Below are 26721 nucleotides of genomic sequence, written 5' to 3'. Positions count from 1 at the left end.
CGGCATTATTACTATAAAAAATGACGATGACGGAGTTTCTATGTTTAAGAACCTGCGCTGGACCCTCGTACTGCTGTTGTTCCTGGTGTTTATGATCAATTACCTCGATCGTATCGCCCTCTCGCTGACCGTACCTTTGGTGGAAAAAGACCTGACGATTAACGCCGAACAGTTCGGCATGATTTTCGGCAGCTTCTTCTTTGGTTACGCCCTTTTCAACTTTATCGGTGGCTTAGCGACCGATAAATTCGGCCCGACCATCGTACTCGGCACCGCCGTCGGCATGTGGTCACTGTTCTGCGGCCTGACCGCCATGGCAACCGGTTTCTGGTCAATGATGATTCTGCGCGTGCTGTTTGGCATGGCGGAAGGGCCGATTTCTGCCTCAGCGAACAAGGCCATTAACGGCTGGTTCCCGAAAAAACAAGCCGCGACGGCGATGGGTTTACTGAGTTCGGGTTCACCGCTGGGCGGCGCTGTTGCTGGGCCGATTGTCGGCTATCTGGCGCTGTCGTTCGGCTGGCGTCCGGCGTTTGTCGTCATCGCCGCAATTGGTTTCGTGTGGCTGGCGCTGTGGTTCTTCTTTGCTGCAGATAACCCGGCGAAAAGTAAACGCGTATCCCCAGAAGAGCGTGCGCTGGTGGAAAAACTGAAAGCCGAAGAACCGGCTGACGTTATCGACCCGAGCGGCAACGCGCACGGACTGGGTTTCTACCTGCGCCAGCCGATCATTCTGGTCACCGCGTTTGCCTTCTTCTGCTACAACTACATTCTGTTCTTCTTCCTGAGCTGGTTCCCGGCGTATCTGGTGCAGGCGCATGGCCTCGATATCAAAGCGATGAGCATCACCACCATGATCCCGTGGATTGTCGGATTCGTGGGCCTGGCGCTGGGTGGCTGGATTTCCGATAAGATTTTCAACCTCACCGGTAAACTGCTGCTATCACGCAAAATTGTGCTGGTGGTTTCACTTACCGCCGCCGCTATTTGCGTAGCGCTGGCAGGTACGATAAAAGAGGTCAACTCGGCGGTGATCATGATGTCGATCTCCATCTTCTTCCTCTACATCACCGGCGCGATTTACTGGGCAATCGTGCAGGACGTGGTGCACAAAAGCCGTGTCGGCAGCATCAGCGGCTTTATCCACCTGATTGGTAGCTTGTCAGGCGTTATTGGCCCTGTCGTCACCGGCTTCATCGTACAGCACTCGGGTAAATTCGACAGTGCGTTTATCCTGGCGGGTGCAGTGGCGGGTGTCGGTGCCCTGCTGGTGCTGCTGGTGATTCGTGAACCCAAGGCCAACAACAAACCAGTTTCGGTGTAATTCTCGTGGGGCGCTCAGCGCCCCATTTGCTAAAAGGAATGATTATGTTAGAGCTTGAACGCCTCCCCGCTGATGTACAACGCCCTTCTTACGATCGCACACAACTCAAAACCCGTATGGTGCACATTGGCTTTGGTGCGTTTCATCGTGCGCATCAGGCGCTTGCGACCGATAAACTGGCCGCACAGGGCAGCGACTGGGGCTATTGCGAAGTGAATCTCAACAGCGGCGAGCTGATTCAGGCGCTGCGTCAGCAGGATTTGCTCTACACGCTGACGGAAATGGCCGATGAGACGTTGCACACGCGCGTGATTGGCGTGGTGACGCAGGCGCTGCACGGCAAAAGTGACGGCATTGAGGCGGTGATTGAAGCCATGAGCCAGCCGGAAGTGGCAATTGTCTCGATGACGGTGACCGAGAAAGGCTATTGCTATATGCCCTCCAGCGGCAAGCTGAATCCCGATCATCCGGATATCGTGCATGACCTCGCACATCCAACGGCACCACGTTCGTTACCGGGGCTGATTCTGGCGGCGATTATTCGCCGTCGTGAACGTAATCTACCGCCGTTTAGCGTGATGTCATGCGACAATATGCCGGAAAACGGCCACGTCACGCGCAATGTGGTGACTCAGCTGGCGGAGCGCCATAGCCCGGCACTGGCGGCCTACATCCAGACGCACATCACGTTCCCTTCAACCATGGTGGATCGCATCGTTCCGGCCATGACCGATGCGGCATTCGACACGCTGAGCGCACGTTTAGGCAGCCGCGATCCGGTGGCGGTGGAAGCCGAACCGTTCTTTCAATGGGTGATTGAGGACAACTTCGTAAACGGCCGCCCGGCCTGGGAAAACGCCGGCGCGGAATTGGTCAGCGACGTATTACCGTTCGAAGAGATGAAGCTGCGCATGCTGAACGGTAGCCATTCGTTCCTCGCCTACCTTGGCTTTCTGGCCGGTTACGACCACATCAGCGATTGCATGGCTGATGCCAGCTATCGCCAGGCGGCTCGTGCATTGATGTTGCAGGATCAGGCACCTACGCTGCGTACGCAAGGCGTCGATCTCGAGGCCTATGCCAACTCACTGATTGCACGCTACGAAAATCGCGCCATTAAGCATCGCACTTATCAGATCGCCACCGACGGCACGCAAAAACTGCCGCAGCGTTTGCTCGATAGCGTGCGCTGGCATCTGCGCAACGGCACCTCATGCGATTATCTGCTGCTGGGTGTGGCTGGCTGGATGCGCTATGTCAGCGGCGTGGACGAGCAAGGCGCGCCGATTGAGATCCGCGATCCGCTGAAAGATCGGTTGGCGGACATCGTGGCCAACAGTGAGGAAGGCGCAGCGCGCGTCAAAGCGCTATTGGGGCTGAAGGCGGTGTTCGGCGACGATCTGCTGCAGCACACCGCCTTTGTCACCCGTGTGACCGAGCTCTATCAGCAGTTAGTGAATCAGGGCGCGCGCGCCACGGTGCATGCCCTTGTCACACAAGGCTAAGCGCCTTCATAAATGAGTAGCGCAGACGCAGCGTGCTGATTAGACTGAACCTTTCTCATCGGGCTGGCACATGCCAGCCGTAATACGGATATTGCTGCATGTCGACTGCCTATACCATAACCACCAGCGAACCGGTAAATCAGCAGATCTATCGTTACCTGCGTAAAGATATCGTGACCTGTGTCATTCATCCGGGCTCGCTGCTGTCGGAGAAGGAAGTGTCGGCGCGCTTTAACGTTTCCCGTCAGCCGGTACGAGAAGCTTTTATTAAACTGGCCGAAGCTGGATTGGTACAGGTTTTACCGCAGCGCGGCACTTTCGTGCGCAAGATTTCCGCTCAGCGCGTGGCCGACGGCCGTTTTATCCGTGAAGCGGTAGAGATTGCTGTCGTCCGCCGCGCCGCGCAGGAGATTGATGCAGCGGGACTGATGGCGCTGGAGCACAATCTGCAGCTGCAGCGTTTGGCCGCCGAACGGCATGACAGTCAGGCTTTTTTAGCGCTGGACGATGAGTTCCATCGCTTAATTGCCGAAGGGATCCATTGCCTGCTGGCATGGGAAACGGTGGAAAATATTAAAGCCACCATGGATCGCGTACGCTTTCTGACGCTGAGTGAAGTCTCACCGCCGGAACGGTTGATTCAACAGCACGAAGATATTTTCAATGCGTTGAAAGCGCATGACGTTGAAGCCGCTGAAAGCGCGATGCGCCGCCATTTACAGGAAATGATTTTGACCATCACGCCCATCGCCGAGCGCAACAGCGAGTGGTTTGAGGCGCCTTGATGCTAAGAGGTCGCCATGAATGGCGACCCTACGATATGCATAATATTCAATGTGTTGTAGGGTCAGCATTTATGCTGACCTTTCACGCAATCACGCAATCGACACATCCTTCGACAAATAGACATCTTGCACCGCATTAATCAACTGCACGCCCTCTTTCAGCGACTTCTTAAACGCTTTACGGCCAAGGATCAGCCCCATACCGCCCGCACGCTTATTGATCACCGCCGTACGCACCGATTCAGCGATATCTGTTTCACCGGCAGAGGCGCCGCCTGAGTTAATCAAACCTGCGCGCCCCATATAGCAGTTCGCCAACTGATAACGTACCAAATCAATTGGATTTTCCGTGGTCAGTTTGCTGTACACGCGCTCATCGGTGTGACCAAATTTCACGGCGTTATAGCCACCATTATTCTCAGCCATCTTCTGCTTAACGATATCCGCACCGATGGTGGCCGCCAGATGATTGGCCTGGCCGGTCAGGTCGGCGCTGGCGTGATAATCTACCCCCTCCTTCTTGAATGCATCATTACGCAGATAGGCCCACAGCACCGTCACCATTCCCAGCTCGTGTGCGCGTTCAAACGCCGCAGAGATCTCTTCAATCTGCCGACGTGATTGCTCAGAGCCGAAATAGATGGTGGCGCCAACGGCTACCGCACCTAAATTAAACGCCTGCTCCACGCTGGCATACAGCGTTTGATCGTATTGCGTTGGATAGCTCAGGGTTTCGTTATGGTTCAGCTTCACCATAAACGGGATACGGTGCGCGTAGCGACGCGAAACCGAAGCCAAAACGCCATATGTGGACGCCACGCAGTTGCAACCGGCTTCAATCGCCAGTTCAACGATGTTTTTCGGATCGAAATAGGCAGGATTGGCAGCAAACGATGCGCCCGCCGAGTGCTCCACGCCCTGATCGACCGGTAGAATGGATAAATAGCCGGTGCCCGCCAGACGTCCGGTGTTGTACAGGGTTTGCATGTTGCGTAATACGGTAGGAGAACGATTGTTGTCGATCATCACACGATCTACATAATCCGCGCCGGGTAAATAGAGGCTGTCCGCTGGAATGGTCATGCAGCGATGTTGAAGAAGGCTATCCGCCTCTTTGCCCAATAACTGTACGATGTCCGTCATGTTCGCTCCTGATAAATGGCTGGATTGGAACCGACACCTGTCGATTCCCCCCCAACAGCCTGGACCGGAATGCCGCAGGCTGGCAAATTGCTGACTCCATTTTTCAGACGGATTCGCAGTGAAAAAGCGGCAATCTGGCGTTACGCCCTACCACCACTGATGGAAATGGTGCACTGGCCCAATGCCTTTGCCCACTTCCAGCGAATCGGCATGCAGCAGCGCCTGCTGCAGCCAGGCTTTGGCTTCAGCCACCGTCGCCGCCCAATCATTATGCCGTGGCCGCAGTGCGGCCAGCGCCGCTGAGAGTGAACAACCGGTGCCGTGCGTGTGTTGGGTATTGACGCGCGGCGCGGTAAAACGCTGGCGTCCCGCGCGGGTGATCAGCCAATCCGGGCTCTCGGCATCACTAAGATGTCCCCCTTTCATCAGTACCGCCTCACAGCCAAGATCCAGCAGCGCATCGCCCTGCTGCAGCATGGTTTTTTCATCCTGCGCCATAGCGCACCCCAACAGTGCTGCGGCTTCCGGCAGGTTCGGCGTGATCAACGAGACCTGCGGCAGCAGCAGTTCGCGTACGTTGGCTACCGCATCCGGCGACAGCAGCGCATCGCCACTTTTGGCTATCATTACCGTATCCAGCACCACAAACGGCAGGCTGGCGCGTTTCAGCCGCTCGGCCACCACTTCAACGATCGCCGTTTCTGCCAACATGCCGATCTTTGCGCTATCAATGCGCACATCGTCCAGCACCGAATCGAGCTGCGCGGCAACAAAATCGGGTTCGATACGATAAACCGACTGCACGCCGCAGGTATTCTGCGCCACCAGCGCAGTGATGACGCTGGTGCCATACGCGCCCAGCGCGGAGAAGGCTTTCAAATCGGCCTGGATACCGGCGCCGCCACTTGGATCGGTACCGGCGATAGTTAATGCGTTGATGCGTTTCATACTGTCATCTCCAGCGTCCAGAGCGCATCAAGAAAAGCCGACGCAAAACTGCCCGGCCCCTCGACTTGACGCGCCGTGATTTCACCGGCTAGCGACATCACACGACAGGCAGCGGCCACATGCAGCAAACGCTCGCCCGGTAAGCTGGTGAAAGCCGCCACCACCGCCGACAACGCGCAACCGGTGCCGACCACCCGCGTCATCAGCGGACTCCCGCCGGGGATCGCCAACGTTTGAGTGCCATCGGTAACGTAATCCACTTCGCCGGTTACGGCGACGACAGTGTCATAGTCACGCGCCAGCTGTTGCGCAGCGCTCAGCGCGGCATCGGCCTGATGCAGACTATCCACGCCACGACCGCCCGTTGCCTGATTAGCCAGGGCGAGAATTTCTGAGGCGTTACCACGAATCGCCGCCGGATGCAGACCAAGCAGCTGCTGGCAGAATTCGGTGCGCAGCGTTAATGCGCCGACCGCAACTGGATCCAGCGTCCACGGCGTGCCGGCTTTTTGCGCGGCCTGCACCGCCGCTAACATCGCGTCTCGACGATCGCGCGTAAGCGTGCCGACGTTTATCAATAACGCATCGGCAAACCCGGCAAACTGCGCGGCCTCTTCAGCATCAATCACCATCGCCGGAGAAGCGTGCAGCGCCAGCAATACATTGGCGGTAAAGGTTTGCACCACGTCGTTCGTCATACAGTGCACCAGTGGCGCTTGCTGTCGCAGGAGGAGCAAGGATTGCGCGAGTTGCGCAGTGGAGAGAAGGTTAGGCTGTGTCATAAAGCTCCCAACCGGCGATCAAGAAGGCGAATGCGGTCAGGCATCTGACTTCCCTACGCTGGCATTATCCAGATCAGGTCAGCGGGTGTATCTCAGCCCTGTTTACAGGGGCACCCCGAGTCATATAGATGTATTACTTCCATCTATATAGCAGCTTACGGGAAGTGACTTGTTGGCACAAGCCGGGCTCAGATGCCTGACCGCATTCTTTTACGCGTTGGAGATTTATCACAGTTTTATACCAGCTTTATCACACCCTTTATCTCACCTGTCCTCTCTTCATCTATACAGGGTGGTTAATAATCCGCTTGCTATAAGAGAAGCGGCAGAGCAATAATTAGGAACATTCTTAGGAAGGTTTAAGCAACATTTATTTAACTATCTGGGGAAAGGGATGAAGGGAGTTTTATTAATAATGGGGGCGTTAGCTCTCACAGGATGCTCAGCACATTATAAAAGCACTGATGTGAAGACCAGCACAGAGAAATTAAAACAGGATATGCCTGTTTCTATCGCTGTTCCTAAAGATGGTTTCTATGGCACAACTTTTTACCATGGCTCAGGACAGGAAACGGCTAGCGTTCTACAAGCTGCATTTGTACGTTACTCTGAAAAGGTGAGGATCTCTAACAACTGCGGAGATGTTGAATGCTTATCTAAGGCAACTACAACAGAAGGCTATTTAGTTGTCCCTCAAATATTGCATTGGGAAGATAGAGCTACAGAATGGTCTATGAAAAGAGATAAGCTTGAAGTTAAAATTTCGGTTTATAAAGCTTCCAATTTAACTTTAATCAATTCAACCATTCTCAATGGCGAGAGTAAGTTAGTAACTTGGGGCGGAGACCATCCGCAAGATCTTCTTGCTGAACCCATCAATAATTACGTTTCCCAGCTATATTGATTGTCTTAAAAACTATTTGGCTACATCATTCTATAGGGAAACAAAATGAGCTTAATTCCAAGGTGCGGTGAAGTTATAACGGGAAATGTTGTATCGTACTACGGTGATTGGGGTGAGTGCTCATTCAACTACGGGAAGCAAGCTTGTATTGGAGAATTCATTTCTCATTTGCTGTGCTTCATTCTGTGGCTTAGTTTCAACCAGATGTATCACTCAATTACTCCAAGCTTCTTGGGGCCTGTTCTAAGCGGGATTGCATTCTTAGGGGTGTTCTTCTCAACAATGGTGATATGCGTTTTGTTGAATTCTGTACTGAGCAAGGCTATTGTTAATCTTGTACGTCTGAGGGTATTGAGGCAACAATCAACTAGCTTGAAATTAAATATTCAGTGATACCCTCTGTAGCGCTCTAGAATCAATCCTGAGCGCTTTCACCTTCTCCCAATATATTCCGTTACCTTTTGCATTTAAACTCAGCAGAACGCTTCCTGTGAAGCCTGAGGCCATTCTACGAATGCTATCATAATCATAATAGAATTAAGAAAGTGATATGTAAGATTTCTCCCCAATTAAAAAAAAACTAAAAGCATTCGCTCGCCAGCTCACTCACAAGGACAATTCCTCCCGCTACTTCGTTCGTCTGTCTTGCTCGTGCCCCTTCAGCAGAGCGTGAAAGGGGACACATCGCGACAGCCATCACTTCGTTGACGCGTTAGGAAATCGGAACCATGCCCCATAAACATTTCATGTAAAAACGTGACAGAGAAATTGAGGAAAGTAGAAAAAAGTGAAAAATAAATTTCCTTATTTTTCAAGCATAAGACTTCTGGCCTAAAAATAATTTGTCACAAAAGTCTGAAAAACCCCTCAATGTTAGTAGGAACATAAAAAATTCATGGGCAGTTCATACAGACTAATTAATTTTGTCACATAACTAAAGTTAGACCCCTCAATAATAATTATAGGGTAATGAAAAAGTAGAACGCATTACTTCCCTTTCTTCCTCCTCTGGCATATGGGATGAAGCTCAACAATCTGCTGAGTTTCCTTCGACAAGAAAACAAGACTACTCGCATAGTCGAATATGCCCCTCAAGAGCTGGGTAACTCCTTTATCCTCAGCTCTTTCTAATTACTGCGTAATGGCCCCTTCCATTACGTAATGTACGTTGTTCTGTTAGAGCATGGATGCTCACTCCTACAACAGGCAATATTAAGGGCCTTTCCTGATACACCTCATCTGGCGTACAGGTTACTTAATCCTTCACAGGAACTTGAAACTATGGCTAACGCATCTAAGAATGCATCCGCATTCGAATCAAGAATAAATCCATACCACTTTCACGCAGTAAGACACTTCACACATAGCACAGAAGTATGCCGCTTTAGCGGAGATATGAAATTAGTGTTTTCTCATATTGCTAATCTTCAGAATAGGTTTGGCAGAGTGTACCTGAGTTATCAACGCATAGACGAAATGTTAGGGCTGGGCACAGACCTATTTAACAATTCTCAATTCATCATTCAAAAGTTTATGCAGATGGGAATAGTGAATAAGTACGAAGATGGGAGCAGAAGTTTTTACATTGTAAACACCCCAGCTCTGGAGGTGGTTTAATGGATGTATTCTTGCTCTATCTTATTGCTGCGTACACTTTCACTTTTTGGCCTTAACTACACCAATTCGTTTAATCCTTACAATACCTAATTCGTTAATTCAAAATAATAATAAGGTTTCATATGATTAAGATGATGATGATTGATGGACAGATGAACGCTGTTGATACAGAGACGGGAGAAATTGTTAATCATTCCCTGCCCTGCCTTCCTGATGCGTATGATGTTTCTTCAGCAGTTGACTTGGCACTATATGGAGATATGGGCAATGAAGGGGTAATACTACCTAATTCGTTTAATCAGGAAGCACCAAAGACCAAACGTGGTCGCCCCAGCAAAGCTATCCACAATCCTTACGCGTCAATTTTTGCTAATGCGGCATATAACGAAGATACAAATGAGTGTTCATTAGGCGCCAAGATGGGTGACCTGCTCTATTCAGCGGCTAATGCGACCACAACCTCTACGCGTATTCCTGTAGCTCAGTTAATGTTTATCCTTAAAAGCGATGAGATTACCACAAAGCGTACTATGGAAAACCTGAACAAGCGTAGAGCGTTTTATGTTGGGCAGACTGTTGAGGAACGCTATGCGCAGATTGTTAACAAAGCAGCCGAGAGCGTAATTAACCGCCTACAACAGCCAGAGAACGCAGATATAATTAAATTTGATTCTGGTATGGCTTTTTGCTTTGAAGCTGACAGCGGGGCTTACAAGATCTCTGATGGCCTCTCTAACGCTGTGATGTGTCCTGTGGAATTCACAGAAGGCGATAAGGAAGTATTACGCGGATTAGCTTTAGCTCATAAAGATGTTGAAGCACAGGCTTATGTTAATCAAGTGAAGGAGCAATCGGGCCGTATGCTGGAACGCATTGAAGCAATCAAACTTCCTGCTGAATGCGAAGTGCTAGAGGCAATAGATAACGAATTCCCATTCTCTCCTTACGAGCAAGAGGAAGTATTCCAAGATGCCGATGATGCGTGGATTGATTCAGTAGTTAACAAGAAAGAAAAACATTCTGATGCTGAACCTGATTGGTGGAATATTCCCGTACAGGTAGGCACTTACACAAATGAGGCGGGAGAGCCATGGTAAATAAAAATGGTAAAGAATATTTGAAGAAGCCACAAGGTTGCCTGCTCCCTGTTGAGCTGGCTAGACGTGTGGATGCAATTAAAGGGGACATCAGCCGAAACGCTTATATGGTTCGGATAGTCTCCCATTATTTAAATCTGGTAGATGGCGGTCATATTAAACCAGCGGGGAACAAAGCAAATGAACAATAAGAAACCCTCCGCTGTTGTGGCTACACATTTTACCCCTGAGACAATTGCTTGGTTAGACAAAGTGAGAGGAAAGAAAAGCCGTCAGGCTTGGCTTGCCCGTCTGATTAAAGACATGAGACTTGATTACGAGCTGGAGCTTATCATTGAAGAACATATTAACTCGCCTTCACAGCAAGCTTAAAACCCTTAAAGGGGCATTAGAGCAACACACTAAGGATTTTGGGGAGCCTCAAGTGTGGCACTGGCTTATGTTCTTCTTTGTGCTGGGACTATTAAAGCTAGCGATGCACAGCGCTTAATAAAAATAATAATAAGGAAAACAGAATAACATGGCATATACCTTAGACGACTTCTTAGATAACACACCTGCTTCTCTCAACGATTTCTCAGACACCACCACAGGCACACCGGCACCAGCTCAGGCTGTCGTGTCGAGTCCATCAGTGAGGAACAGCGCAGCCACTACCGCCCTTCTGAATGCACCAACTGACCCAAATCAGGTAGTTCCAACCTACGATGCTATCTCCTCTGAACATTCTCAGATGGGCTACAGCCCCACACAGAATCAGATATTAGATGCGCGTAAAACACAGGAAGCCTCAGCTTTCCAGCAGGCTATGTATGAATCTCTTGCTGACCCACAAGTACCGGACATGACCAAGCAGGCTATTCTCCAGAACCATCAGGAAGGCCGTATTGCTCAGAGCAACCTATTAACAGCTCAGGGAATGCTGGGTACACAGGAAGCCGGTGAAACCAATTCTAACGAGACCGCAGAAGCCACTGTAAGCCGCGATTTGTTTGCTGCTGGCATGGATAAGGCTATTCAGTTTAAACGACAGCAGCAGGCCATTTATAACGCTACAGCAATGGCACAGGAAGAGAATGGGCTAACAGCCACAGCAACAGGAATGGCTGAGAATATCATTCCGGGCGTGTCCTCAATTAAATCTAGCCAGCTCTACTCTAGCCTTAGTAATGATACTAAAGGCGTGATTGCCTCCTTCTTCCTGCAAGGCTCCTCTAAGGCAGCACTTGCTGATAAATTCAATACGCTCCCCCTTGACCAGCGTATGGCTGTGATGGATGGAATTGCTACAACGATTAACAGTGAAGGCCGCACTATTCTCCTCCCCTCAGAGAAAGACAACGCCAACCTCCACGCTCTGCAAGCTGTTACACAGTCAGGTGCTTACACAGTTACAGATGAAGTGATTGATAACTTAGGCGGCCTACTGGATATGTCGGGCTTAGCTCTGCCATTCCGAGCGCTTGGGAGAGCATTGGGCGTGGGAAAAACTGTAAGAGAAGCAGATGCAGCAGCTAGCGCCGCGCGTGCCTCAGAGGGCCTTACAGACGCGGAGAGATCTATTCAGCAACGCCAGCTTATGGCACAACAACAGCCCTCCGCCCCTATGGATATTCTTAAGGATGCAAACCCAGATAAAGCACGCCGTGTTGTGGCTGGTATTGCTCAGGATGAAACAGATGAATTCGCTTTAGCGATGACAGGTACAGGGAAAGACAATGCTTTTGCAGGTTACATGGCTGCACAGCCTAAAGTGGCTGATGGAACAGTACAGAGTAAAGTGTATGACCCTTCACGCTATGACGACTTCCAGTACATGCCAGACAATGACACGCTGGATTTAGTGCGCTCAGCTGCTTATCCAAACCTCTCCACTGTTGAGAAGCGCCGCCTTGATGCTAATGTCACCCACGATTTCCAGAATGCAACAGGCTTAGTCACCCGCAAGGAAATGACAACGGTTGGTGCAGCAGACGATGGCACAGGCTTAGACATTGCAGCAGTGTATGGGCCCTCTGACAATGGCTGGACAAGTGTTAAGGATGCAGCAGAGCAGGCTCAATTTGCTTTACGTAAATACGGCATTGATGAGAAGGACATCAACATCCTTGTACGTGATGGGGACACATATCACCCGGTTCCCTATTCTCAGGTTAAGAACGCTGAGGGGGATTTAGGTGGTGACTACCTGTTGCAGATTAAGCAAAACTACAAATACAGCGCCGGAGATTTAGACGACAGCCAATTTCAGCTGTTTGATGTGAAGCGTAATCTGCTTAACTATTCGGACGTAGGCTATGGCACATCAGGGCGCGGCTCTCTTACTTCTACCTTCGTAGCGCCAGAGGCCATGTTCCACCCCGAATACATGAAGGGCGCTGTGCTCTCTGATTTGAAAAAGGATGTGTTAAGCGAGAAGCTTGTAGAGGTAGCCAAAGGCTTCACTGACTCCCTACAGCCAATGGCTATGGAGCGCAAGAATGCTATCATTGACGCCATCAAAGAAGCCAACGTTAAGGGGATTAGCTACAACTATTCCGACTTAGCCGGTCGTGGTTTTAATGATGCCGAAATTCGCACCTTCGAACAATTCAAGAAGACACAAGACACCCTCTGGCACCTTACTAACGCAGATATGGTGAGAAGCTACAAGACCCTCGGCTTTGGTCGTATGGTGTATAAGGATGCTGGCTTAGATGTTGTAGCACGCCCTGTCTCTCTCAATAGTGTACGCAATAACACTTCTGTATATGACGCAGCAAAGGACATAGTGCGCATCCTCACACCAGAGGAGCGTGCAGCTTTAAGTTCTCGTAATGCAGGAGTGGCAGAGCTTGCTCATCCAATTGAGATTGATGGTCGTAACATCCTCCATGTGCTCAATGATAATGACGCTCGTGGGACATACCTCCGTGCTCTGTCTGATGACGATACAGTCATGTCCTACCGTAAAGGCTATTACTCAGTTCGCTATGCTAATCCCCATTTCATTGAGCGTAAGCTCGTAGATGCTGATGGTGTTCCTGTAAGGGATGAGCATGGGCAAGACATCTGGCAGGCATTTGCAACAGCCCCTGACAGCTTATCTGCTGCTAAAGCCATAGAGCGTTATCAACGAACACGCCCCTCTGAATATCGTGTAAGGGGAGATTTAAAAGGGGGAGACTACGACAAGGCGAACACTCAGGCAATGAGCGCAGGTGGCTTATCAGCTCAACGTGTACGTGGTAAGCGCCTTGAGGATGCTATTGGCTCTAACACAGAGCTTGATGGCGCTCATATCCAATCTCCTATTCAGGCAATGAACAGCAGCATTGAGAGTGTCTCTTCTCGTGTGGCCTATCGTGACTGGATTGAGACGAGCAAGCAGCGCCTGCTTTCCACTTACAGCGATGTGATGCCTAAACGAAATGGTCGCCCTGACTATCCTTCTAATATCTCTGAGATTACAGGAAGCGGTAAACAGAGAGCAGCAGCCCGTGCTATGTACGAGCATATCAGGGCAATGGAGAATGGTTATGTCAACGCTATTGACGATGTTACAAAGAAAATCTTCTCACAATCTGCTGATTGGTTAGGCGGGGCGGCTGTTAAGTTCGACAGTAAGGCGCTGGCATTAGGGGAAAGAGCAGTAAGGGCCGGGGAAACATTCTCTCCTACTGGCTTCCTTCGCTCCCTTTCATTCTACACAATGATTGCCCTCAATCCCTTACGACAATTAGCTGTTCAGTTTGCCCAAGCGTCTATGTCACTAGGACGCCATCCAACATACATTGCTCATCTGTTCGATGATGCAACGCTCTTGATGATTGACAAGTTTAACCCTAACGCCCCTGATGCTTACTACCGAATGTTTGGCAGGAGTAAGGCAGAATTCAAGGCCATGAAGGATGCCATGGAGAAATCGGGGATTACGAAGGGGATTAACCGGCATGAAATGATTGCTGGGATGTTGAGGACGAATACGGATTTATCTGTAGGGTATGCCAGCCGGGCCGCTAATGCTATTACAAAGGGAACGAAAACCACACTTTCTGCTCCTCGTAAGATTGGCTTTAGCGCCGGTGAGTATTTCGTACAGGCTTCTTCCTACTTCGCTCACTATGACGCAGCATTGAAGGCAAGTGTTAAGGCCGGTAAAGGGACAACCCTCCCCGCTGACCTGCTGAAACAAGTAGCCTCTGATGCCCGTCAATTCACTGGTAACTTCTCCCGCTCTGGGCAGGTTGCGCTTAACCATAATGAGCTGTCTGTTATTGGGCAGTATGGACAAGTTCCTTTGAAAATGATTGGCGTGTTGTTCAATCGGGCTATCCCTGCTAAAGCACGAGTAGGCATGGCAACGTTTGCTGTAGGCATGTTTGGGGCCCCAGATTGGCTTGCACAAATGCTTTCTGAACACTTGCCAGAAGATGAAACACAACGCGAATTGATTGTAGGTGGCTTATCTAACGTCCTAACCAATGGAATGATTGAGGCTGTATGGGGCCAGAAATCTCAAGTTGATTGGGGTGGCGGTGTAAACCCTTATGATCCTCAAGGGGTGGTTGACATGGTGAAGCACATCTTTAGCGACGGTACAGGGGAGGCTATTGCTAATAGCCCTGTAGGCTCTCTGATGATGGGGAGCAATCCACGCATCACCAATCTTATCCGTGACTTTGGCTATGCTTCTGGTTTAGTGACAGACCCGTCATCTGATACCAGCGTAGACAAATGGCACACAGTGATGATGGATGTAGGAAATCTCTCCTCTGGATTCTCTAACGGCTACAAAGCCTGGCTGATGCTCAAGTACCAGCGCGAATATTCAGCAACAGGAGCCATGACCCGAGACAACGTTACAACACCAGAAGCATTTGCCAAGCTCTTAGGCTTCCAGAGCCTTGCTCAGGCACGTAGCTTTGCGGTGATGGATGACATTAAGGCGGAGCATGACAAATACAACGCAGACATTGACCAATATTTCGGAGATGTGTCACGGCGTTTAGTAGCTGAGGGGCTTACAGCTGAGCAACAAGACTACCTCATCCGTATGTCACAATATGGGATGTCCGCTTTCCCTAACAATGTAGCAGCTCATAAGCGTTGGATGGCTAATATGATGAAGCAAATCGAAGGTGGGGACCGCCGCTTATTCGATGCCATCATGAGTGCTTCTGGATGGGCTACACGCGGAGATGTTATTGGCTGGATTAACCAAGCTACTCTAAAGCCTGAACAGCGTGAAGCTCTCCTATCTATTGCTAAATGGAGCTTCTCAGAAGAAGAAGTTAAAGACATTAATAAATTTAAATAATAAAAAAGAATATGGGCAGTTTCTAGGGCTGCCCTGTTCTCCTCCCCTCTAAAAAATAATAAAAACATCGAGAAAAATACTATGCGACATACAGGAACTTCATTTGCTGAGGCTCGGGCTAACCGTACCCGTAAATATGATGAAAAGATTAAGCCAGTGGTAGAAGACCTATTAGATTATGGCTTAGGGAGTGCAGCCTTGGCTAATGCTCTAAATACTAAAGGTCATGTTACTGTCACTGGTAAAGAATACACAACAGCAAGCGTTGTAGCGCTCTTAGCGCGTTTATTTAAATAATCCGGGGGAATGTATGGCTCGCTATTCAAAAAAGGCTGTAGAGGCGTTTAAGGCAGAGAGAGCGCGACATAATGCCTATTGGCTGCAAGAGCTGGAATACTCATTCCGTTATACTTTCTCATGGACACAAACAATTTTACATGGCGCTTACCGCCGTAATTATAAATAATAAAAAGGAAAAAGAAGAATGTCTACATCACTATTTGACAACAGCCAATCAGCTAACACCCCTTCACCTTCAGAACACAGCACGGATGTTAATATTCAGGAAATCATGCAGCAATTAATGGCTCAGACAGGCTGTAATGCTGAGGAAGCAGGGGCTGCAATTCTTCGCCAATTGGCAGCTAAGAAGAAAGCCAGCGCCCTCCCCGATGTCCCCTATTCCAAACTGGAAACAGAAGCACAGCGTGCGGAGTATATGCGCCGTATTCGTGAGGGTACAGAAGCAAGAACTATGGACAAGCGTATGCGGGAGGAACATAACTCAGAACTCCGCACTATTGAAGCTCAGAAACAATTTGCTCAGCGTATGCGTGACCGTTCTAAGGCGCAGGGGCCAATGCACAGTACACAGGCTGCTATTGATTTCTTCCGCTCTCGTAAAGAACAAGAGTGATTTAATTCGGAAGTAGGTAGTTAAGGAGTCGCAGAGATGAATAAGAATTGGAGCTTAGGGGCTAGCCAACAGCGGCATAACAGGCAGCAGCGGCTGAGAGCGGAGAAGAGGCGAGAGAACGCCGAGGGGATTTATCTTCCCTCTCAAAATGTAATTAATTTCTCATACAAGGGAATTATTCTCCGCAAGTCTGGCAACGAATACACTATAGATAAGCAGATAATGATTAGTGGCTGTGATACATCCAAGGTGCAGGGAATGTGGAATGATGGCCCTATGCTCGCCCGCGCTATTGATTACATGCTTGAGACAGCTAAGCCAGAGCGACTAGCTGAAGTGAGAGCAGCCCATATCAACTGGACGTGCCAGCGCTGTAAGGTTACATGCCTGTACGATAAAAGCTTTGAAGACCATCGGGACGAGAATCATCCCCTGTCACATTGTAAGTATTGTGGCTTTAACACACCAAGGGATGAGCTGGTTACAGCCTCAGATGAGGTTATGCGCTAGTGATGGAACTGTCCTATTTTCTGCTCGTTATCTTAAATCTCCTCCTCCCCCATATATCTATAAAAACAATAAAAAATCTATTCAAGGGAAAACAGAACGATGAACACAAAACAATTATTGAAAGATACCTCAGCAGCTTTGACAGAGGCTGAATACGAGATTAGCCGCTGGTGCTCCATTCTCCGTGCTACAGATATTTCAGATGTGCCAATGCTGAATGTATGCCGTGAGGCTCTGGCTATGTGGGATAAGAAACATAACGAACTGCTCAGCAATATAAGCTATCTCACCACCTCTACCAAAATTAATCTGCACTAAGGGGAATTATTATGGCTCAAGGCATCTTCGAGACACAGGATGTAGGCGCTCCACAATTCAACGCCTCTCCACAACAGGCAGTAGCACCAGTTAGTAATGCGGGTACAGTGGCAGCAGTAGGACAGGGACTAACCCAGCTACTTTCAACTGGCTTGGGTATGTACGTTAACAACCAGAAACAGGAAGCGGTTAAGCAGAAGAACCAAGCCACCGCAGGGTTTGCTTCTTACATCACCCAACTTAATGCCGCTGTAGACCAAGGCTCTCTCAAGCAAACTGATGCACAACGTTTACAGCGTGCCAAGTTTAATCAGCTCATCGCCAATCATCCGGAAATGACAGAAGATCTTATTCAGCTTAATAGCGGCTTAGCTAAGAGCGCTGGCTTGGGCGATACATTGGCGCAGGGCACCGCAGTTGAGCAGCAATATCAAGCAGACCTTAAGAAAGCTACCGCTTCTGGTTGGATTCATGCAGGCATGACCGCTGAGCAGCAACAGCAGCAAGTAGATGGGATGCGGCAACAGGAACATGCCGCACAGCAGATGGATTTCTATGGGAAGCAACTATCCATACAGAACCAGAAACTTTCCCTACAAGAGAAGACAGCTAACATTGCTAATGCTAATGCACAGCGTGCCAATGCTGTGATGGAAGCAAAGATGAAGACTAACCAGTTGCAAGTGCGTAATGGCCTTAATAGCGCTGTACAGTCTGAATATGACCGACAGAGGGCACAAATTACATCTATCCAGCAAAACGCGGTAATGACTCCAGAGCAGAAAGTTAATGCCATCACAGAGCTACAGCAGCAGTTTCAAAGCCAGCTCATGCAATATCGCGGTATTGCGGGAAGTGATTATGTAGATGGATTAACAAAGCCATTCGGGGACCTGTATAAGGCCAGCTCTGACTTAGCGTCAGGCAAGATCTCAGCGGATGTATATCAGCACCAGATTGACAGCGCTCAGGCTAAAGCCCTCCTTCCTTTTGCTGCCGACCCTAAGTATGCCACTCCTTTAGCGCTTGCTAAGACGCTTGGCCCAGCTGGGGCCAGTGTGATTAACCGTGTAACTCCGCAGCTAATGGATAAGTACGATGAAATCATGAAGGGGTACAATTATAATCCCACCTCTAACAGTGCGGCAGATAAGGCTGATACTAAAACCCATACTGACATTCTTAAATCCACTATTGACGCCCTCTCCAGCAAATCCCCTATTGTGGATGATGTTAAGGGAACCCAGAGCGAACTCCATCAGCATGTAAATGCTATTCTGTCTGGCACTGTAGATTTCGCATCTTCACAAAAGACGCCTAATCAGCTCAACAATGTAATGGATTTCTTAGCCTCCCCTCAATTTTTGAAATATAAGCAGCTGGGCGGCACTGTGGATGAAAGTGTATCGGCTAACATTGAGAATGTCATTGGAACCAACTACACGGATAAGCTCTCTCCTGTTATTCAACAGGCTTGGAAAGATGCACAGGTAACTACTGGCTTCACAGTGGATACGGCTAAAAAATCTCAATACAACGTAGGCTTTGCTAATGTGGAGCAACAGCAGAGCGCAGCCGATGGCGCATTAGAATATACCTTCCGCAATGGCTCTCTCACATTCCGCCCTAAAAAGGGGTATGAGGGAAACCCGGCTGTAATTGCGAAAGCGAGCGATTTAAATCAGAAAATATCTCCTCTGGTTAACAAGACCGTTCGTGCTGCTGCGCATCTGGAAGGGAATGAAGATTTTGATAAACAGTTTAAACGCTACGAATCAGATTTCTTTGGTGAATCGAATAGCAACCCCACCACCACAAATAATGGCGCAGAGGCAAATGGGCGCTAAATCGTTCCCTAACGATCTATAAACCACCTTAGGTTCTTCTAATGCATCTGCCCCACTAAAGGCGTAATAGTGGCTCACAGATCGTCTGGGGGCCTTTTAATCGATATATTGCATAATATATAACAATAATCAAAGGAGCCTTATAAAAATGGCAGATATACAACATTCATCTTTAACAGGAGTAGATTTGCATGAATGCAAAGGGGCTGCTTCTGCAACCGCTGGTCAATTCTTAATAGCTAACGGTAATGGAACAGCCACGTTCCAAGCCCTCTCTTCAGTTCCTGCATCAGTCACGGTTAACGGTATTACTCTGGCGGCCCTGATTGCTCGCATTGTTGCACTGGAATCTAAAGCAGGCTAAATCAGGAGGCGTATGTCGTCTCCGACGGTTACGGCTTTAGATGCGTTATTAGCCCTTGTGGGTATAGCGCCCTTGAAATTATTGCTTCAATGGTATTACAGCAGGAGGAAGAGGAACCGGGAAGGAAGGCTTCTCAAAATATTGAAGAGCTCTTCATTTAAGCCCGAAAATAAAATATAAAAAAACCCTCGTCAGAGGATGGCGAGGGGAACAATCAGTAAGGAATGGCTTTTGTAACACCATCATTTTAGTCAAACAGAATAAGAGTGCCAAATAATTTCATAAATTTTTCAATTATTCTTATTGGAATCCTGCACCTAATGCTTCACTCTCTATCTCATCCTGGACTTGATTATGTTAAGCGTGAGGTGAATGTGTCGATTTTGAGTAAGCAACTTGAACAGAATTTTGATGATGCATGTCAGATAGTTGGACAGGTTGCTATCCAGAAAGCTGCGAGAGGTGAAGAAACTAGCCGGAGCTTATTGGTGGAGGAGATAAGTAGGCTAGCTACGAGATACAAAGCGTTAACCGGTGAAGAGCATCTTGCCATGAGAATGGCAATCGAATCTCTAGAGCATCCGCCCTGAATAATAAAAATCCACTTCGGATGTAAGGCTTAGCATACTCCCGTCACGGACATAGAGAGCAAGTCTCTTGGATTATGTCCAATTTATGTGAGCTAAAAATGAGGGGCTATGCAAGTAGTCAGCACCCACCGTAGCCCCCCCTTATAGCCACCAACGAAGCAGGTAGGATAATTTCAAAGGGAGGGGCAATCTTTTAGTAGATCAATATTGCCACCCTACGTCAAGCAATTTAATTTGTGCACACAGTCTTGTGAAAAAGTGAACACTAAATCACAATGAATACTTAATTAACGAATTAGGTATTAGTGATGAAATACGGATACGCCCGCGTAAGTACGCAGGAACAGAATACAGGGTTACAGGTAGCCGCATTGACTGAGCTTGGCTGTGAGCGCGTATTTCAAGAGAACATCTCAGGTAAGAATGCTGAGAGGCCTGAGCTAATGCGTATGCTTGCTGATGTACAAGCAGGGGATACAGTGATTGTGATGAAGCTAGACCGCTTAGCGCGTAATACACGTGATGCACTGTCTATTGCTGATGAGCTGAAGGCTAAGGGTGTTGGCTTAGTGTGTATGGACTTGGGCCAGACAGATATTAATTCTGATATAGGCCGTGTTATCTACACTGTAATTGCTGCTGTTGGTGAATTTGAACGTAAGCGTATTCTAGAGCGTACTAACGAAGGTAAGAGAGCAGCAATGGAACGTGGGGTTACCTTTGGCCCTAAACCTGATGAACAGCTTCACGCCTCTATCCGTAAGTTATACGCTGAAGGAATGAACAAACTAGCCATTAGTAAGCAGCTCTCTATCTCACGCACCACTGTGCACAAGGTATTGAGCTGATTAATTAACGAATTAGTATATACACAGATACTAGCGTTAGTCAGGATAAGGGGCAGTTTGAGAATTAACGAATCAGGTAGTATAAGTAAATAGCGAATTAGGTTTTAATTTATGCATAGGGAACGAACAGCCCTAGCTGTGAGAGAGCCTTGGCGCATATGCAACTCTGCTGCGTGTCCTATGATAGCATTATTAGGTTAGTCAAAGCGATAAACGCCAGCGCCCTCCCGTGCACCTTTCCATTCATGCACCCTTCATAGACCATTCAAATCCCCCCCTGAATTTATATACTTTTAAATACCCCCTCGTTCATACTATTGTTCACTTCTCTGTACATGCGTACATATTCACTTACGTATAGCAGAGTGTTAATGATGCTATACACTGACTCCAACACACTTGTTCACAGGAGTGAACGGGAGTCATTTTAACAGCGAACGCAGCTTTTGCTGCACGCTCTATAGCATTAACGCTCTTCAATAAATCTAAGGAAATTGTCACCCAATTGAGTGGTAAATTTTTGCCCTAACCCTTGCGACGAGAGCCCACCTTGAAGAGAATCGACAGATATCAAACCAGAATTATAAAGTTCTTTCCATATTTGATTCACTAACCCTTCCTTTCTATCAAGTTCAGGATATGTTGATATAAGAATAGGCTTTAACGATCCCATCATAATATTTGGTGAAACTTTCCTACTTAAAGCAAAGCGAAGGATTTTCACATGAAGAACAGTAAACTGGTCGATGTAATTTAAATAAATCTGCTGTATTGACTCATCTATTTCAAACCCTTGCGCTATATTCATGATAGCATTTTTGAGAGCTTGCAACTTTTCTTCTTGATGGGTCTTCATAGCGAGATGAGATGCGTAGAATACAGCGGAGATAAACTGTTCGTTTTCTCTTAACTCATCTACTTTAAGCCCTTTTTCTTGAAGCTCTTCAATTGCATCTACAACTCTATGCATCCATTCTATTTTTCTTTTCTGAAATGGGGACTCTATAACTGCTGAGAAAATTTCAACTAAAGCGCCTCCAGCTAAAGGCACCTCACCTAAAGCTGTTTTGAATGCTGTGTGGACGTAGTCTTTGCCAGTCTCTTTAGGTACTTCAAGATCTTTAGACATATTGAGTCTCAATAAGTGGGAATCCTTTCCCTTTTCAAATCACTCTAAAAGAGCAAGTCTGTTTTTCACATGCTGATATAATTGGCTATGGGTGAGGGTGGCCCTACCTAATTGATTTTTGAGCTCAGCACCGAGCTTACGAAGGGCGGCACGATTAGTCTCTGTCTGGCGCTTTCCTACTTTATTTAATACATAATTTAATTCGTAGTCTTGAGAAAAGTTAACTAACTCATGGTCACTTGGCATTTCTTAATTCCTTCTAAAAGTAACTTTCTTTAAGCATTAAATGACGATCTTCCATGAACAAACATCCCAAACAACAATTAACATTACCTAACATTTAGAGATGCTTTGCAAGATTATTTTCTAATCAACTATCACTATCTACTTCAAACGTGAGCTTAATCAAATCACATGATCATCCAGTTAAGTTTATCAATGACATGGCTTACGGTGTTCAATGGGAAGGTATGCATGTATCTAGCTGTGATGCCTGTCCCCGTCTTCTCGTGCCCTATTACCTGTTGTAAATGAGCAATGTTATTCACCCATCCAGAGGCAGCAGTGACAACACTATGTCTGAAGCTGTGCACTATGCGGCGCTGATTGTGTATGTCCCTGTATGGAATGTTCAGCCTCTCCCTAAGCACCGCCATCTCCTTACTAATCTTATTCATGTTCGAGCCTGACACTTCAAGGAATAAATGGTGGTCGCGCCTTTCGACAAACTCAAGGAAACCAAGCTCAATAAGATGTTGATGTATGGGAACTTGCCTAGCTGCGTTATCAGTCTTACCGTCAGTAATGAGAAGATAATGTCGAATGCTATCATCATCAAAACAAACCTGAGATTTAGTGAGCGTTGCAATCTCTCCACGTCTAGCGCCAGTGTATGCCAGCAATAAGATGATCCACTTGAGCCATCCATCAGCATGATTGATTGCGTAAGAGACAAACGAGCGCATCTCTCCAACTGAATAGGCACCAAATCTTTTAGAGGATGGAGGAGCTGTTACACCGTCAGTGGGAGATTTTGTTAATATCCCCTTCTCATCTGTCAGGAACGTTTTGAACAGAGATTTATACAGCTTGAGATGTTTGTGTATTGCTTCAGTGCCTATCAGATCCTCCTGTGCTACATCGTCACAGGCTAATAGCTGCTGAATAGTCATGGCCCTGTAAGGCTGTACAACTCGTTTAGGCAGCCCCTCCACTGCTTCCATCACGTTATTTATATCCCGTTTACTAATCCTCTCTACATCGCTCCCATCACCTAATACAGCCAGTAATGGCTCAATGTACCGGTCATTAGCTGAAGCTATGGCTATTGTCCAATTGCTCCCTCGCTGGGCTTTGTATTGATTCCATGCAGCACCAAGCGTGAACGCTGGAGGTTCAACAATAATGGGAGCTGGCTTAGCCACTGGAGGAGGAAGCGCTCTGTCTGCCCTCTTGACCATCCTATTTTTAATCAACGAACTGATGGCAATGTTGAACTCTTCAGAGGAAGACAAGCCCCCCTTAACCATTAGGAGCTGAGGCATTAAAGCTATCATCAATGCGCTAGCTTCCCTGTGGCTATCAGTGTCCAGAGATCTCCTAAACATCTTTCCTTCCGGGAGAGAGAATTGAACGTAGTAGATTGAGCTGCGTTTGAAGGTGTAACGAATACGTTTAGATAACAAAGCTGTTCCTAATCTTGTATCAGTAGTGAATGAAAACAAGATGGAAATATCTTTATCTATATGAAGGGAAAGGGAAAGTAGCCCCCTACGCTGGCATTATCCAGATCAGGTCAGCGGGTGTATCTCAGCCCTGTGTTACAGGGGCACCCCGAGTCATAGCATGAATGTATTGCTTCATGCCGCAGACAGGATAATGGGAGCATCGGAGCTTGTAAATCAGTGGATGCCTCGTTCATTCATCCTGACCAAACGAGGACGTTCCACGCCACACCACCTTAAAATCGAGACCTGTCTGAATAACGCTTGATAAATATCAAGCCCATCTCGCGTGAAAATCGGCCTAATGGCATCCCGGATTTAAAGACAGACACCGCCCACCCCAATCCGGTAGCGATAATGAAATTAAAATTCTTCAGCTTTATTCCGCATGCACATCGATGGCGCAACGTCCAAATATCCCGTAAAGGCGCAATTTCGCCAGCGGGTCGCCACTATTTTTCTACTCATGTAGAAGCACAATGCAAAAGCTGCGGTGAACGACTGCATAAAGTCTATTACCGCGATATCAGCGATGCCGAAGCAAAACGCTGGTTAGGCTAAGGACGTATAAAGATAAAAAAAGCCCCGCAACACAGGTTACGGGGCTATTGCGTGGCTATCGCAAAAATTATTCAGCCGGTTTAGTACGAATCAGATAATCAAAGGCGCTGAGTGAGGCTTTCGCACCTTCACCGCTGGCGATGATGATCTGCTTATATGGCACCGTGGTGCAGTCGCCGGCGGCGAATACGCCTTTCAGGCTGGTTTCGCACTTGGCATCAATAATGATTTCGCCCATTTTAGTGCGCTCAACCGCTCCTTCCAGCCAGGTGGTGTTTGGCAGCAGGCCAATTTGCACGAAGATACCGCTCAGCGCGATTTCATGGCTGGTTTGGTTATTACGATCGATGTAGGTCAGGCTGGTAACCTTACTACCGTCACCTTTCACTTCCGTGGTCTGCGCATTCAGAATCACGTCGACGTTTTTCAGACTGCGCAGTTTGTCCTGCAGCACTTTATCGGCGCGCATTTCGCTGGCAAATTCCAGCAGCGTGACGTGCTCAACAATGCCGGCCAGATCGATCGCCGCTTCAACGCCTGAGTTACCGCCACCGATCACCGCCGTGCGTTTACCTTTGAACAGCGGACCGTCGCAGTGCGGGCAATAGGTGACGCCCTTGGTGCGATACTGTTCTTCGCCCGGTACGCCCATGTTGCGCCAGCGCGCCCCGGTGGCAATGATAATGCTGCGAGATTTCAGTACCGCGCCGGATGCGGTTTCAATCGCGTGCAGACCGCCCTCTTTCGCCGCAGGAATCAGCTTAATGGCGCTCTGGGTATCAATCACATCCACATCGTAATCATCAACGTGAGCGCGCAATGAACCAGCCAGCTTGGCGCCTTCGGTTTTCGGCACGGAGATGTAGTTTTCAATGTCGACGGTGTCCAGCACCTGGCCACCAAAGCGTTCGCCCATCAGGCCAGTACGGATGCCTTTACGCGCCGAGTAAATGGCCGCTGCTGCGCCCGCTGGGCCGCTGCCGACGATCAACACTTCATAGGCATCACGTTTGTTCAGCTCTTCCGCCGCGCGTTTATCGGAGTTGGTGTCCACTTTACCGACGATTTCCGCCAGGCTCAGACGGCCCTGACCGAACTCTTTGCCATTCAGAAATACCGCTGGCACGCCCATCACGTTGCGTTCGGTGATTTCGTTCTGGAACATACCGCCATCAATCGCGGTATGGCTGATGCGCGGATTCAGTACCGCCATCAGGTTCAGCGCCTGTACCACGTCAGGACAGTTGTGGCACGACAGTGAATAATAGGTTTCGAAATGGAAGTCACCTTCCAGCGCTACCACTTGATCCAGCAGGCTCTGCGCTTCTTTCGATGGGTGTCCACCGGTTTGCAGCAGGGCTAAAACCAGTGAAGTGAATTCATGGCCCATTGGCGAACCGGCAAAGCGCGGACCGCTCTGGCTGCCTGGGTTAGTAATCAGGAAAGAGGGTTTACGCACCGGACGATCGTTCTCTTCACGGAAGCTGACTTTATCTGACAAGCTCGCGATATCGACCAGCAGAGTACGGATCTCTGCCGATTTAGCGCCATCATCCAATGTGGCAATCAACTCAACTGGTTTCGTTAGTTTCTCAAGGTAAGCCTTGAGTTGGGTTTTTAAATTGGTGTCGAGCATAGTGAGTTCCTGTCATGAAAATCGGGTGCCGTAGCACCCGATAGAGAAAGATCGAATGGCGTGATGTTGGCTTAGATTTTGCCAACCAGGTCCAGTGATGGAGCCAGCGTTGCTTCGCCTTCTTTCCATTTTGCCGGGCAAACTTCGCCTGGGTGAGAAGCCACGTACTGTGCTGCTTTCACTTTGCGGATCAGGTCTGATGCGTCACGGCCAATGCCTTCTGCGGTGATTTCGATCGCCTGGATGATGCCTTCCGGGTCAACGATGAAGGTACCACGGTCTGCCAGGCCTTCGTCTTCACGCATGATTTCGAAGTTACGGGTCAGCGCGCCAGTTGGGTCACCGATCATCGCGTATTTGATTTTTGCGATGGTGTCAGAAGAACCGTGCCAGGCTTTGTGGGTAAAGTGCGTGTCGGTAGAAACAGAGTAGATATCTACGCCCAGTTTCTGGAACTCTTCATGATGGTCTGCAACGTCACCCAGTTCGGTTGGGCATACGAAGGTGAAGTCAGCCGGGTAGAAGAAGAAAACACTCCATTTACCTTCAACGTCTTTCTCGGTGACTTCGATGAATTCGCCGTTTTTGAACGCTGCGTTTTTAAATGGTTTGATCTTGGTATTAATGATGGACATGGTGACCTCCGTTAAAAGATGTGATGCAAGTTACAGAATTTTCGGGCCAACTTCTAATATGCAGACGTTATCAATCAGATAACCAAAAGCTATCAAAGCGCCGACGCCAGATTTCATGCGGCTCGCGCGGGCATTCTACACAAAAAAGCTGTTGTTCTGACAGGCTTTATCTTTTCAGGGTGAAACTGCTACTTTTGACTGATGGCTTAATCATTAACTGGTCGCCATGAATGGCGCCC

At 48.4% G+C, this 26721-nt stretch carries 24 protein-coding genes and 2 riboswitches; of the genes, 16 read left to right on the top strand and 8 right to left on the bottom strand.

Annotation, left to right across the window (positions count from 1 at the left end):
• Positions 1-40: 40 nt before the first annotated feature.
• The 3 genes from CRO19_RS15925 to CRO19_RS15915 all read left to right on the top strand — a co-directional run bounded on the left by CRO19_RS15925 (position 41) and on the right by CRO19_RS15915 (position 3614).
• Positions 41-1324 carry an MFS transporter gene (locus CRO19_RS15925; protein ID WP_097096689.1) on the top strand — a complete coding sequence of 428 codons (1284 nt, stop codon included), beginning with the start codon at positions 41-43 and terminating at the stop codon, positions 1322-1324.
• A 44-nt stretch (positions 1325-1368) separates the two neighbouring features.
• Complete coding sequence (locus tag CRO19_RS15920) at positions 1369-2829, top strand: mannitol dehydrogenase family protein (protein ID WP_097096688.1); 1461 nt, start codon at positions 1369-1371, stop codon at positions 2827-2829.
• A gap of 98 nt (positions 2830-2927) precedes the next feature.
• A complete protein-coding gene (locus CRO19_RS15915; RefSeq protein ID WP_097096687.1) occupies positions 2928-3614 on the top strand; it encodes a GntR family transcriptional regulator in 687 nt (228 codons plus the stop codon).
• A 90-nt stretch (positions 3615-3704) separates the two neighbouring features.
• On the opposite strand, the gene fbaB is transcribed toward CRO19_RS15915, so the two are convergent.
• The 3 genes from fbaB to thiM form a co-directional block, all read right to left on the bottom strand.
• The gene (fbaB, locus tag CRO19_RS15910) at positions 3705-4757 is read right to left on the bottom strand and encodes a class I fructose-bisphosphate aldolase (protein ID WP_097096686.1); all 1053 of its coding nucleotides are present in this window, start codon (positions 4755-4757) and stop codon (positions 3705-3707) included.
• 147 nt (positions 4758-4904) lie between these two features.
• Positions 4905-5705: a bifunctional hydroxymethylpyrimidine kinase/phosphomethylpyrimidine kinase gene (gene thiD, locus CRO19_RS15905; RefSeq protein ID WP_097096685.1), complete on the bottom strand. Its 801-nt coding sequence runs from the start codon at positions 5703-5705 to the stop codon at positions 4905-4907.
• Complete coding sequence (thiM, locus tag CRO19_RS15900; RefSeq protein WP_097096684.1) at positions 5702-6487, bottom strand: hydroxyethylthiazole kinase; 786 nt, start codon at positions 6485-6487, stop codon at positions 5702-5704. Before thiM ends, thiD begins: the two co-directional genes overlap by 4 nt.
• A gap of 33 nt (positions 6488-6520) precedes the next feature.
• A riboswitch (TPP riboswitch) is annotated at positions 6521-6615 on the bottom strand.
• 266 nt (positions 6616-6881) lie between these two features.
• Here thiM and CRO19_RS15895 point away from each other — a divergent pair.
• From CRO19_RS15895 to CRO19_RS15845, 12 genes are all read left to right on the top strand, one after another.
• The gene (locus CRO19_RS15895) at positions 6882-7391 is read left to right on the top strand and encodes a DUF4823 domain-containing protein (RefSeq protein WP_097096683.1); all 510 of its coding nucleotides are present in this window, start codon (positions 6882-6884) and stop codon (positions 7389-7391) included.
• Between the two features lie 1739 nt (positions 7392-9130).
• The gene (locus CRO19_RS15885; protein WP_097096681.1) at positions 9131-10105 is read left to right on the top strand and encodes a hypothetical protein; all 975 of its coding nucleotides are present in this window, start codon (positions 9131-9133) and stop codon (positions 10103-10105) included.
• Entirely contained in the window at positions 10099-10296 is a 198-nt protein-coding gene (locus tag CRO19_RS15880) for a hypothetical protein (RefSeq protein ID WP_097096680.1), read from the top strand. Before CRO19_RS15885 ends, CRO19_RS15880 begins: the two co-directional genes overlap by 7 nt.
• Positions 10286-10477: a hypothetical protein gene (locus tag CRO19_RS25875; RefSeq protein ID WP_099686942.1), complete on the top strand. Its 192-nt coding sequence runs from the start codon at positions 10286-10288 to the stop codon at positions 10475-10477. Before CRO19_RS15880 ends, CRO19_RS25875 begins: the two co-directional genes overlap by 11 nt.
• Positions 10478-10625: 148 nt before the next feature.
• Complete coding sequence (locus CRO19_RS15875) at positions 10626-15404, top strand: hypothetical protein (protein WP_097096679.1); 4779 nt, start codon at positions 10626-10628, stop codon at positions 15402-15404.
• An 81-nt stretch (positions 15405-15485) separates the two neighbouring features.
• Complete coding sequence (locus CRO19_RS25870) at positions 15486-15701, top strand: hypothetical protein (protein WP_141400246.1); 216 nt, start codon at positions 15486-15488, stop codon at positions 15699-15701.
• A gap of 187 nt (positions 15702-15888) precedes the next feature.
• Positions 15889-16320 (top strand): hypothetical protein, encoded by a 432-nt coding sequence (locus CRO19_RS15870; protein ID WP_097096678.1) that lies wholly within the window; start codon positions 15889-15891, stop codon positions 16318-16320.
• A gap of 36 nt (positions 16321-16356) precedes the next feature.
• Positions 16357-16830: a hypothetical protein gene (locus tag CRO19_RS15865; RefSeq protein ID WP_097096677.1), complete on the top strand. Its 474-nt coding sequence runs from the start codon at positions 16357-16359 to the stop codon at positions 16828-16830.
• A 99-nt stretch (positions 16831-16929) separates the two neighbouring features.
• Positions 16930-17148, top strand: coding sequence for a hypothetical protein (locus CRO19_RS15860; RefSeq protein WP_097096676.1), 219 nt, complete (start codon positions 16930-16932; stop codon positions 17146-17148).
• Positions 17149-17159: 11 nt separating this feature from the next.
• Positions 17160-18995: a hypothetical protein gene (locus tag CRO19_RS15855; protein ID WP_097096675.1), complete on the top strand. Its 1836-nt coding sequence runs from the start codon at positions 17160-17162 to the stop codon at positions 18993-18995.
• 148 nt (positions 18996-19143) lie between these two features.
• Entirely contained in the window at positions 19144-19359 is a 216-nt protein-coding gene (locus CRO19_RS25865) for a hypothetical protein (protein ID WP_141400245.1), read from the top strand.
• Positions 19360-20257: 898 nt separating this feature from the next.
• The gene (locus CRO19_RS15845; protein ID WP_097096673.1) at positions 20258-20797 is read left to right on the top strand and encodes a recombinase family protein; all 540 of its coding nucleotides are present in this window, start codon (positions 20258-20260) and stop codon (positions 20795-20797) included.
• A 466-nt stretch (positions 20798-21263) separates the two neighbouring features.
• Here CRO19_RS15845 and CRO19_RS15840 read toward each other — a convergent pair whose 3' ends face one another.
• The 3 genes from CRO19_RS15840 to CRO19_RS15830 form a co-directional block, all read right to left on the bottom strand.
• Positions 21264-21926, bottom strand: a complete 663-nt coding sequence (locus CRO19_RS15840; RefSeq protein ID WP_097096672.1) for a hypothetical protein — start codon at positions 21924-21926, stop codon at positions 21264-21266.
• Positions 21927-21965: 39 nt separating this feature from the next.
• Positions 21966-22172: a hypothetical protein gene (locus tag CRO19_RS15835; protein ID WP_097096671.1), complete on the bottom strand. Its 207-nt coding sequence runs from the start codon at positions 22170-22172 to the stop codon at positions 21966-21968.
• Between the two features lie 164 nt (positions 22173-22336).
• Positions 22337-23611: a tyrosine-type recombinase/integrase gene (locus CRO19_RS15830; protein ID WP_097097678.1), complete on the bottom strand. Its 1275-nt coding sequence runs from the start codon at positions 23609-23611 to the stop codon at positions 22337-22339.
• Positions 23612-23677: 66 nt separating this feature from the next.
• A riboswitch (TPP riboswitch) is annotated at positions 23678-23772 on the bottom strand.
• 235 nt (positions 23773-24007) lie between these two features.
• Here CRO19_RS15830 and CRO19_RS15825 point away from each other — a divergent pair.
• A complete protein-coding gene (locus tag CRO19_RS15825; protein ID WP_097096670.1) occupies positions 24008-24211 on the top strand; it encodes a hypothetical protein in 204 nt (67 codons plus the stop codon).
• A gap of 67 nt (positions 24212-24278) precedes the next feature.
• Here CRO19_RS15825 and ahpF read toward each other — a convergent pair whose 3' ends face one another.
• Entirely contained in the window at positions 24279-25847 is a 1569-nt protein-coding gene (gene ahpF, locus CRO19_RS15820; RefSeq protein ID WP_097096669.1) for an alkyl hydroperoxide reductase subunit F, read from the bottom strand.
• A 71-nt stretch (positions 25848-25918) separates the two neighbouring features.
• Positions 25919-26482 carry an alkyl hydroperoxide reductase subunit C gene (ahpC, locus tag CRO19_RS15815; RefSeq protein WP_007889514.1) on the bottom strand — a complete coding sequence of 188 codons (564 nt, stop codon included), beginning with the start codon at positions 26480-26482 and terminating at the stop codon, positions 25919-25921.
• Positions 26483-26721: the final 239 nt, after the last annotated feature.

It is taken from the genome of Candidatus Pantoea floridensis, assembly GCF_900215435.1.
In the GTDB taxonomy this organism is placed as follows: Bacteria; Pseudomonadota; Gammaproteobacteria; order Enterobacterales; family Enterobacteriaceae; genus Pantoea; species Pantoea floridensis.
The sequence above is the reverse complement of the archived record's forward strand: the minus strand, read 5'-3'. Positions and strand labels throughout refer to the sequence as shown.

Bases quoted from the DNA above. Each gene is read 5' to 3' on its own strand.
- CRO19_RS15895 (WP_097096683.1), top strand. From the start codon at position 6,882: ATGAAGGGAGTTTTATTAATAATGGGGGCGTTAGCTCTCACAGGATGC.
- ahpC (WP_007889514.1), bottom strand. From the start codon at position 26,482: ATGTCCATCATTAATACCAAGATCAAACCATTTAAAAACGCAGCGTTC.
- thiD (WP_097096685.1), bottom strand. From the start codon at position 5,705: ATGAAACGCATCAACGCATTAACTATCGCCGGTACCGATCCAAGTGGC.
- fbaB (WP_097096686.1), bottom strand. From the start codon at position 4,757: ATGACGGACATCGTACAGTTATTGGGCAAAGAGGCGGATAGCCTTCTT.
- CRO19_RS15835 (WP_097096671.1), bottom strand. From the start codon at position 22,172: ATGCCAAGTGACCATGAGTTAGTTAACTTTTCTCAAGACTACGAATTA.
- CRO19_RS15865 (WP_097096677.1), top strand. From the start codon at position 16,357: ATGAATAAGAATTGGAGCTTAGGGGCTAGCCAACAGCGGCATAACAGG.
- CRO19_RS15915 (WP_097096687.1), top strand. From the start codon at position 2,928: ATGTCGACTGCCTATACCATAACCACCAGCGAACCGGTAAATCAGCAG.
- CRO19_RS15870 (WP_097096678.1), top strand. From the start codon at position 15,889: ATGTCTACATCACTATTTGACAACAGCCAATCAGCTAACACCCCTTCA.
- CRO19_RS15885 (WP_097096681.1), top strand. From the start codon at position 9,131: ATGATTAAGATGATGATGATTGATGGACAGATGAACGCTGTTGATACA.
- CRO19_RS15840 (WP_097096672.1), bottom strand. From the start codon at position 21,926: ATGTCTAAAGATCTTGAAGTACCTAAAGAGACTGGCAAAGACTACGTC.
- CRO19_RS15880 (WP_097096680.1), top strand. From the start codon at position 10,099: ATGGTAAATAAAAATGGTAAAGAATATTTGAAGAAGCCACAAGGTTGC.
- thiM (WP_097096684.1), bottom strand. From the start codon at position 6,487: ATGACACAGCCTAACCTTCTCTCCACTGCGCAACTCGCGCAATCCTTG.
- CRO19_RS15860 (WP_097096676.1), top strand. From the start codon at position 16,930: ATGAACACAAAACAATTATTGAAAGATACCTCAGCAGCTTTGACAGAG.
- CRO19_RS25865 (WP_141400245.1), top strand. From the start codon at position 19,144: ATGGCAGATATACAACATTCATCTTTAACAGGAGTAGATTTGCATGAA.
- CRO19_RS15920 (WP_097096688.1), top strand. From the start codon at position 1,369: ATGTTAGAGCTTGAACGCCTCCCCGCTGATGTACAACGCCCTTCTTAC.
- CRO19_RS15855 (WP_097096675.1), top strand. From the start codon at position 17,160: ATGGCTCAAGGCATCTTCGAGACACAGGATGTAGGCGCTCCACAATTC.
- CRO19_RS15845 (WP_097096673.1), top strand. From the start codon at position 20,258: ATGAAATACGGATACGCCCGCGTAAGTACGCAGGAACAGAATACAGGG.
- ahpF (WP_097096669.1), bottom strand. From the start codon at position 25,847: ATGCTCGACACCAATTTAAAAACCCAACTCAAGGCTTACCTTGAGAAA.
- CRO19_RS25870 (WP_141400246.1), top strand. From the start codon at position 15,486: ATGCGACATACAGGAACTTCATTTGCTGAGGCTCGGGCTAACCGTACC.
- CRO19_RS15925 (WP_097096689.1), top strand. From the start codon at position 41: ATGTTTAAGAACCTGCGCTGGACCCTCGTACTGCTGTTGTTCCTGGTG.
- CRO19_RS15825 (WP_097096670.1), top strand. From the start codon at position 24,008: ATGAAATTAAAATTCTTCAGCTTTATTCCGCATGCACATCGATGGCGC.
- CRO19_RS15875 (WP_097096679.1), top strand. From the start codon at position 10,626: ATGGCATATACCTTAGACGACTTCTTAGATAACACACCTGCTTCTCTC.
- CRO19_RS25875 (WP_099686942.1), top strand. From the start codon at position 10,286: ATGAACAATAAGAAACCCTCCGCTGTTGTGGCTACACATTTTACCCCT.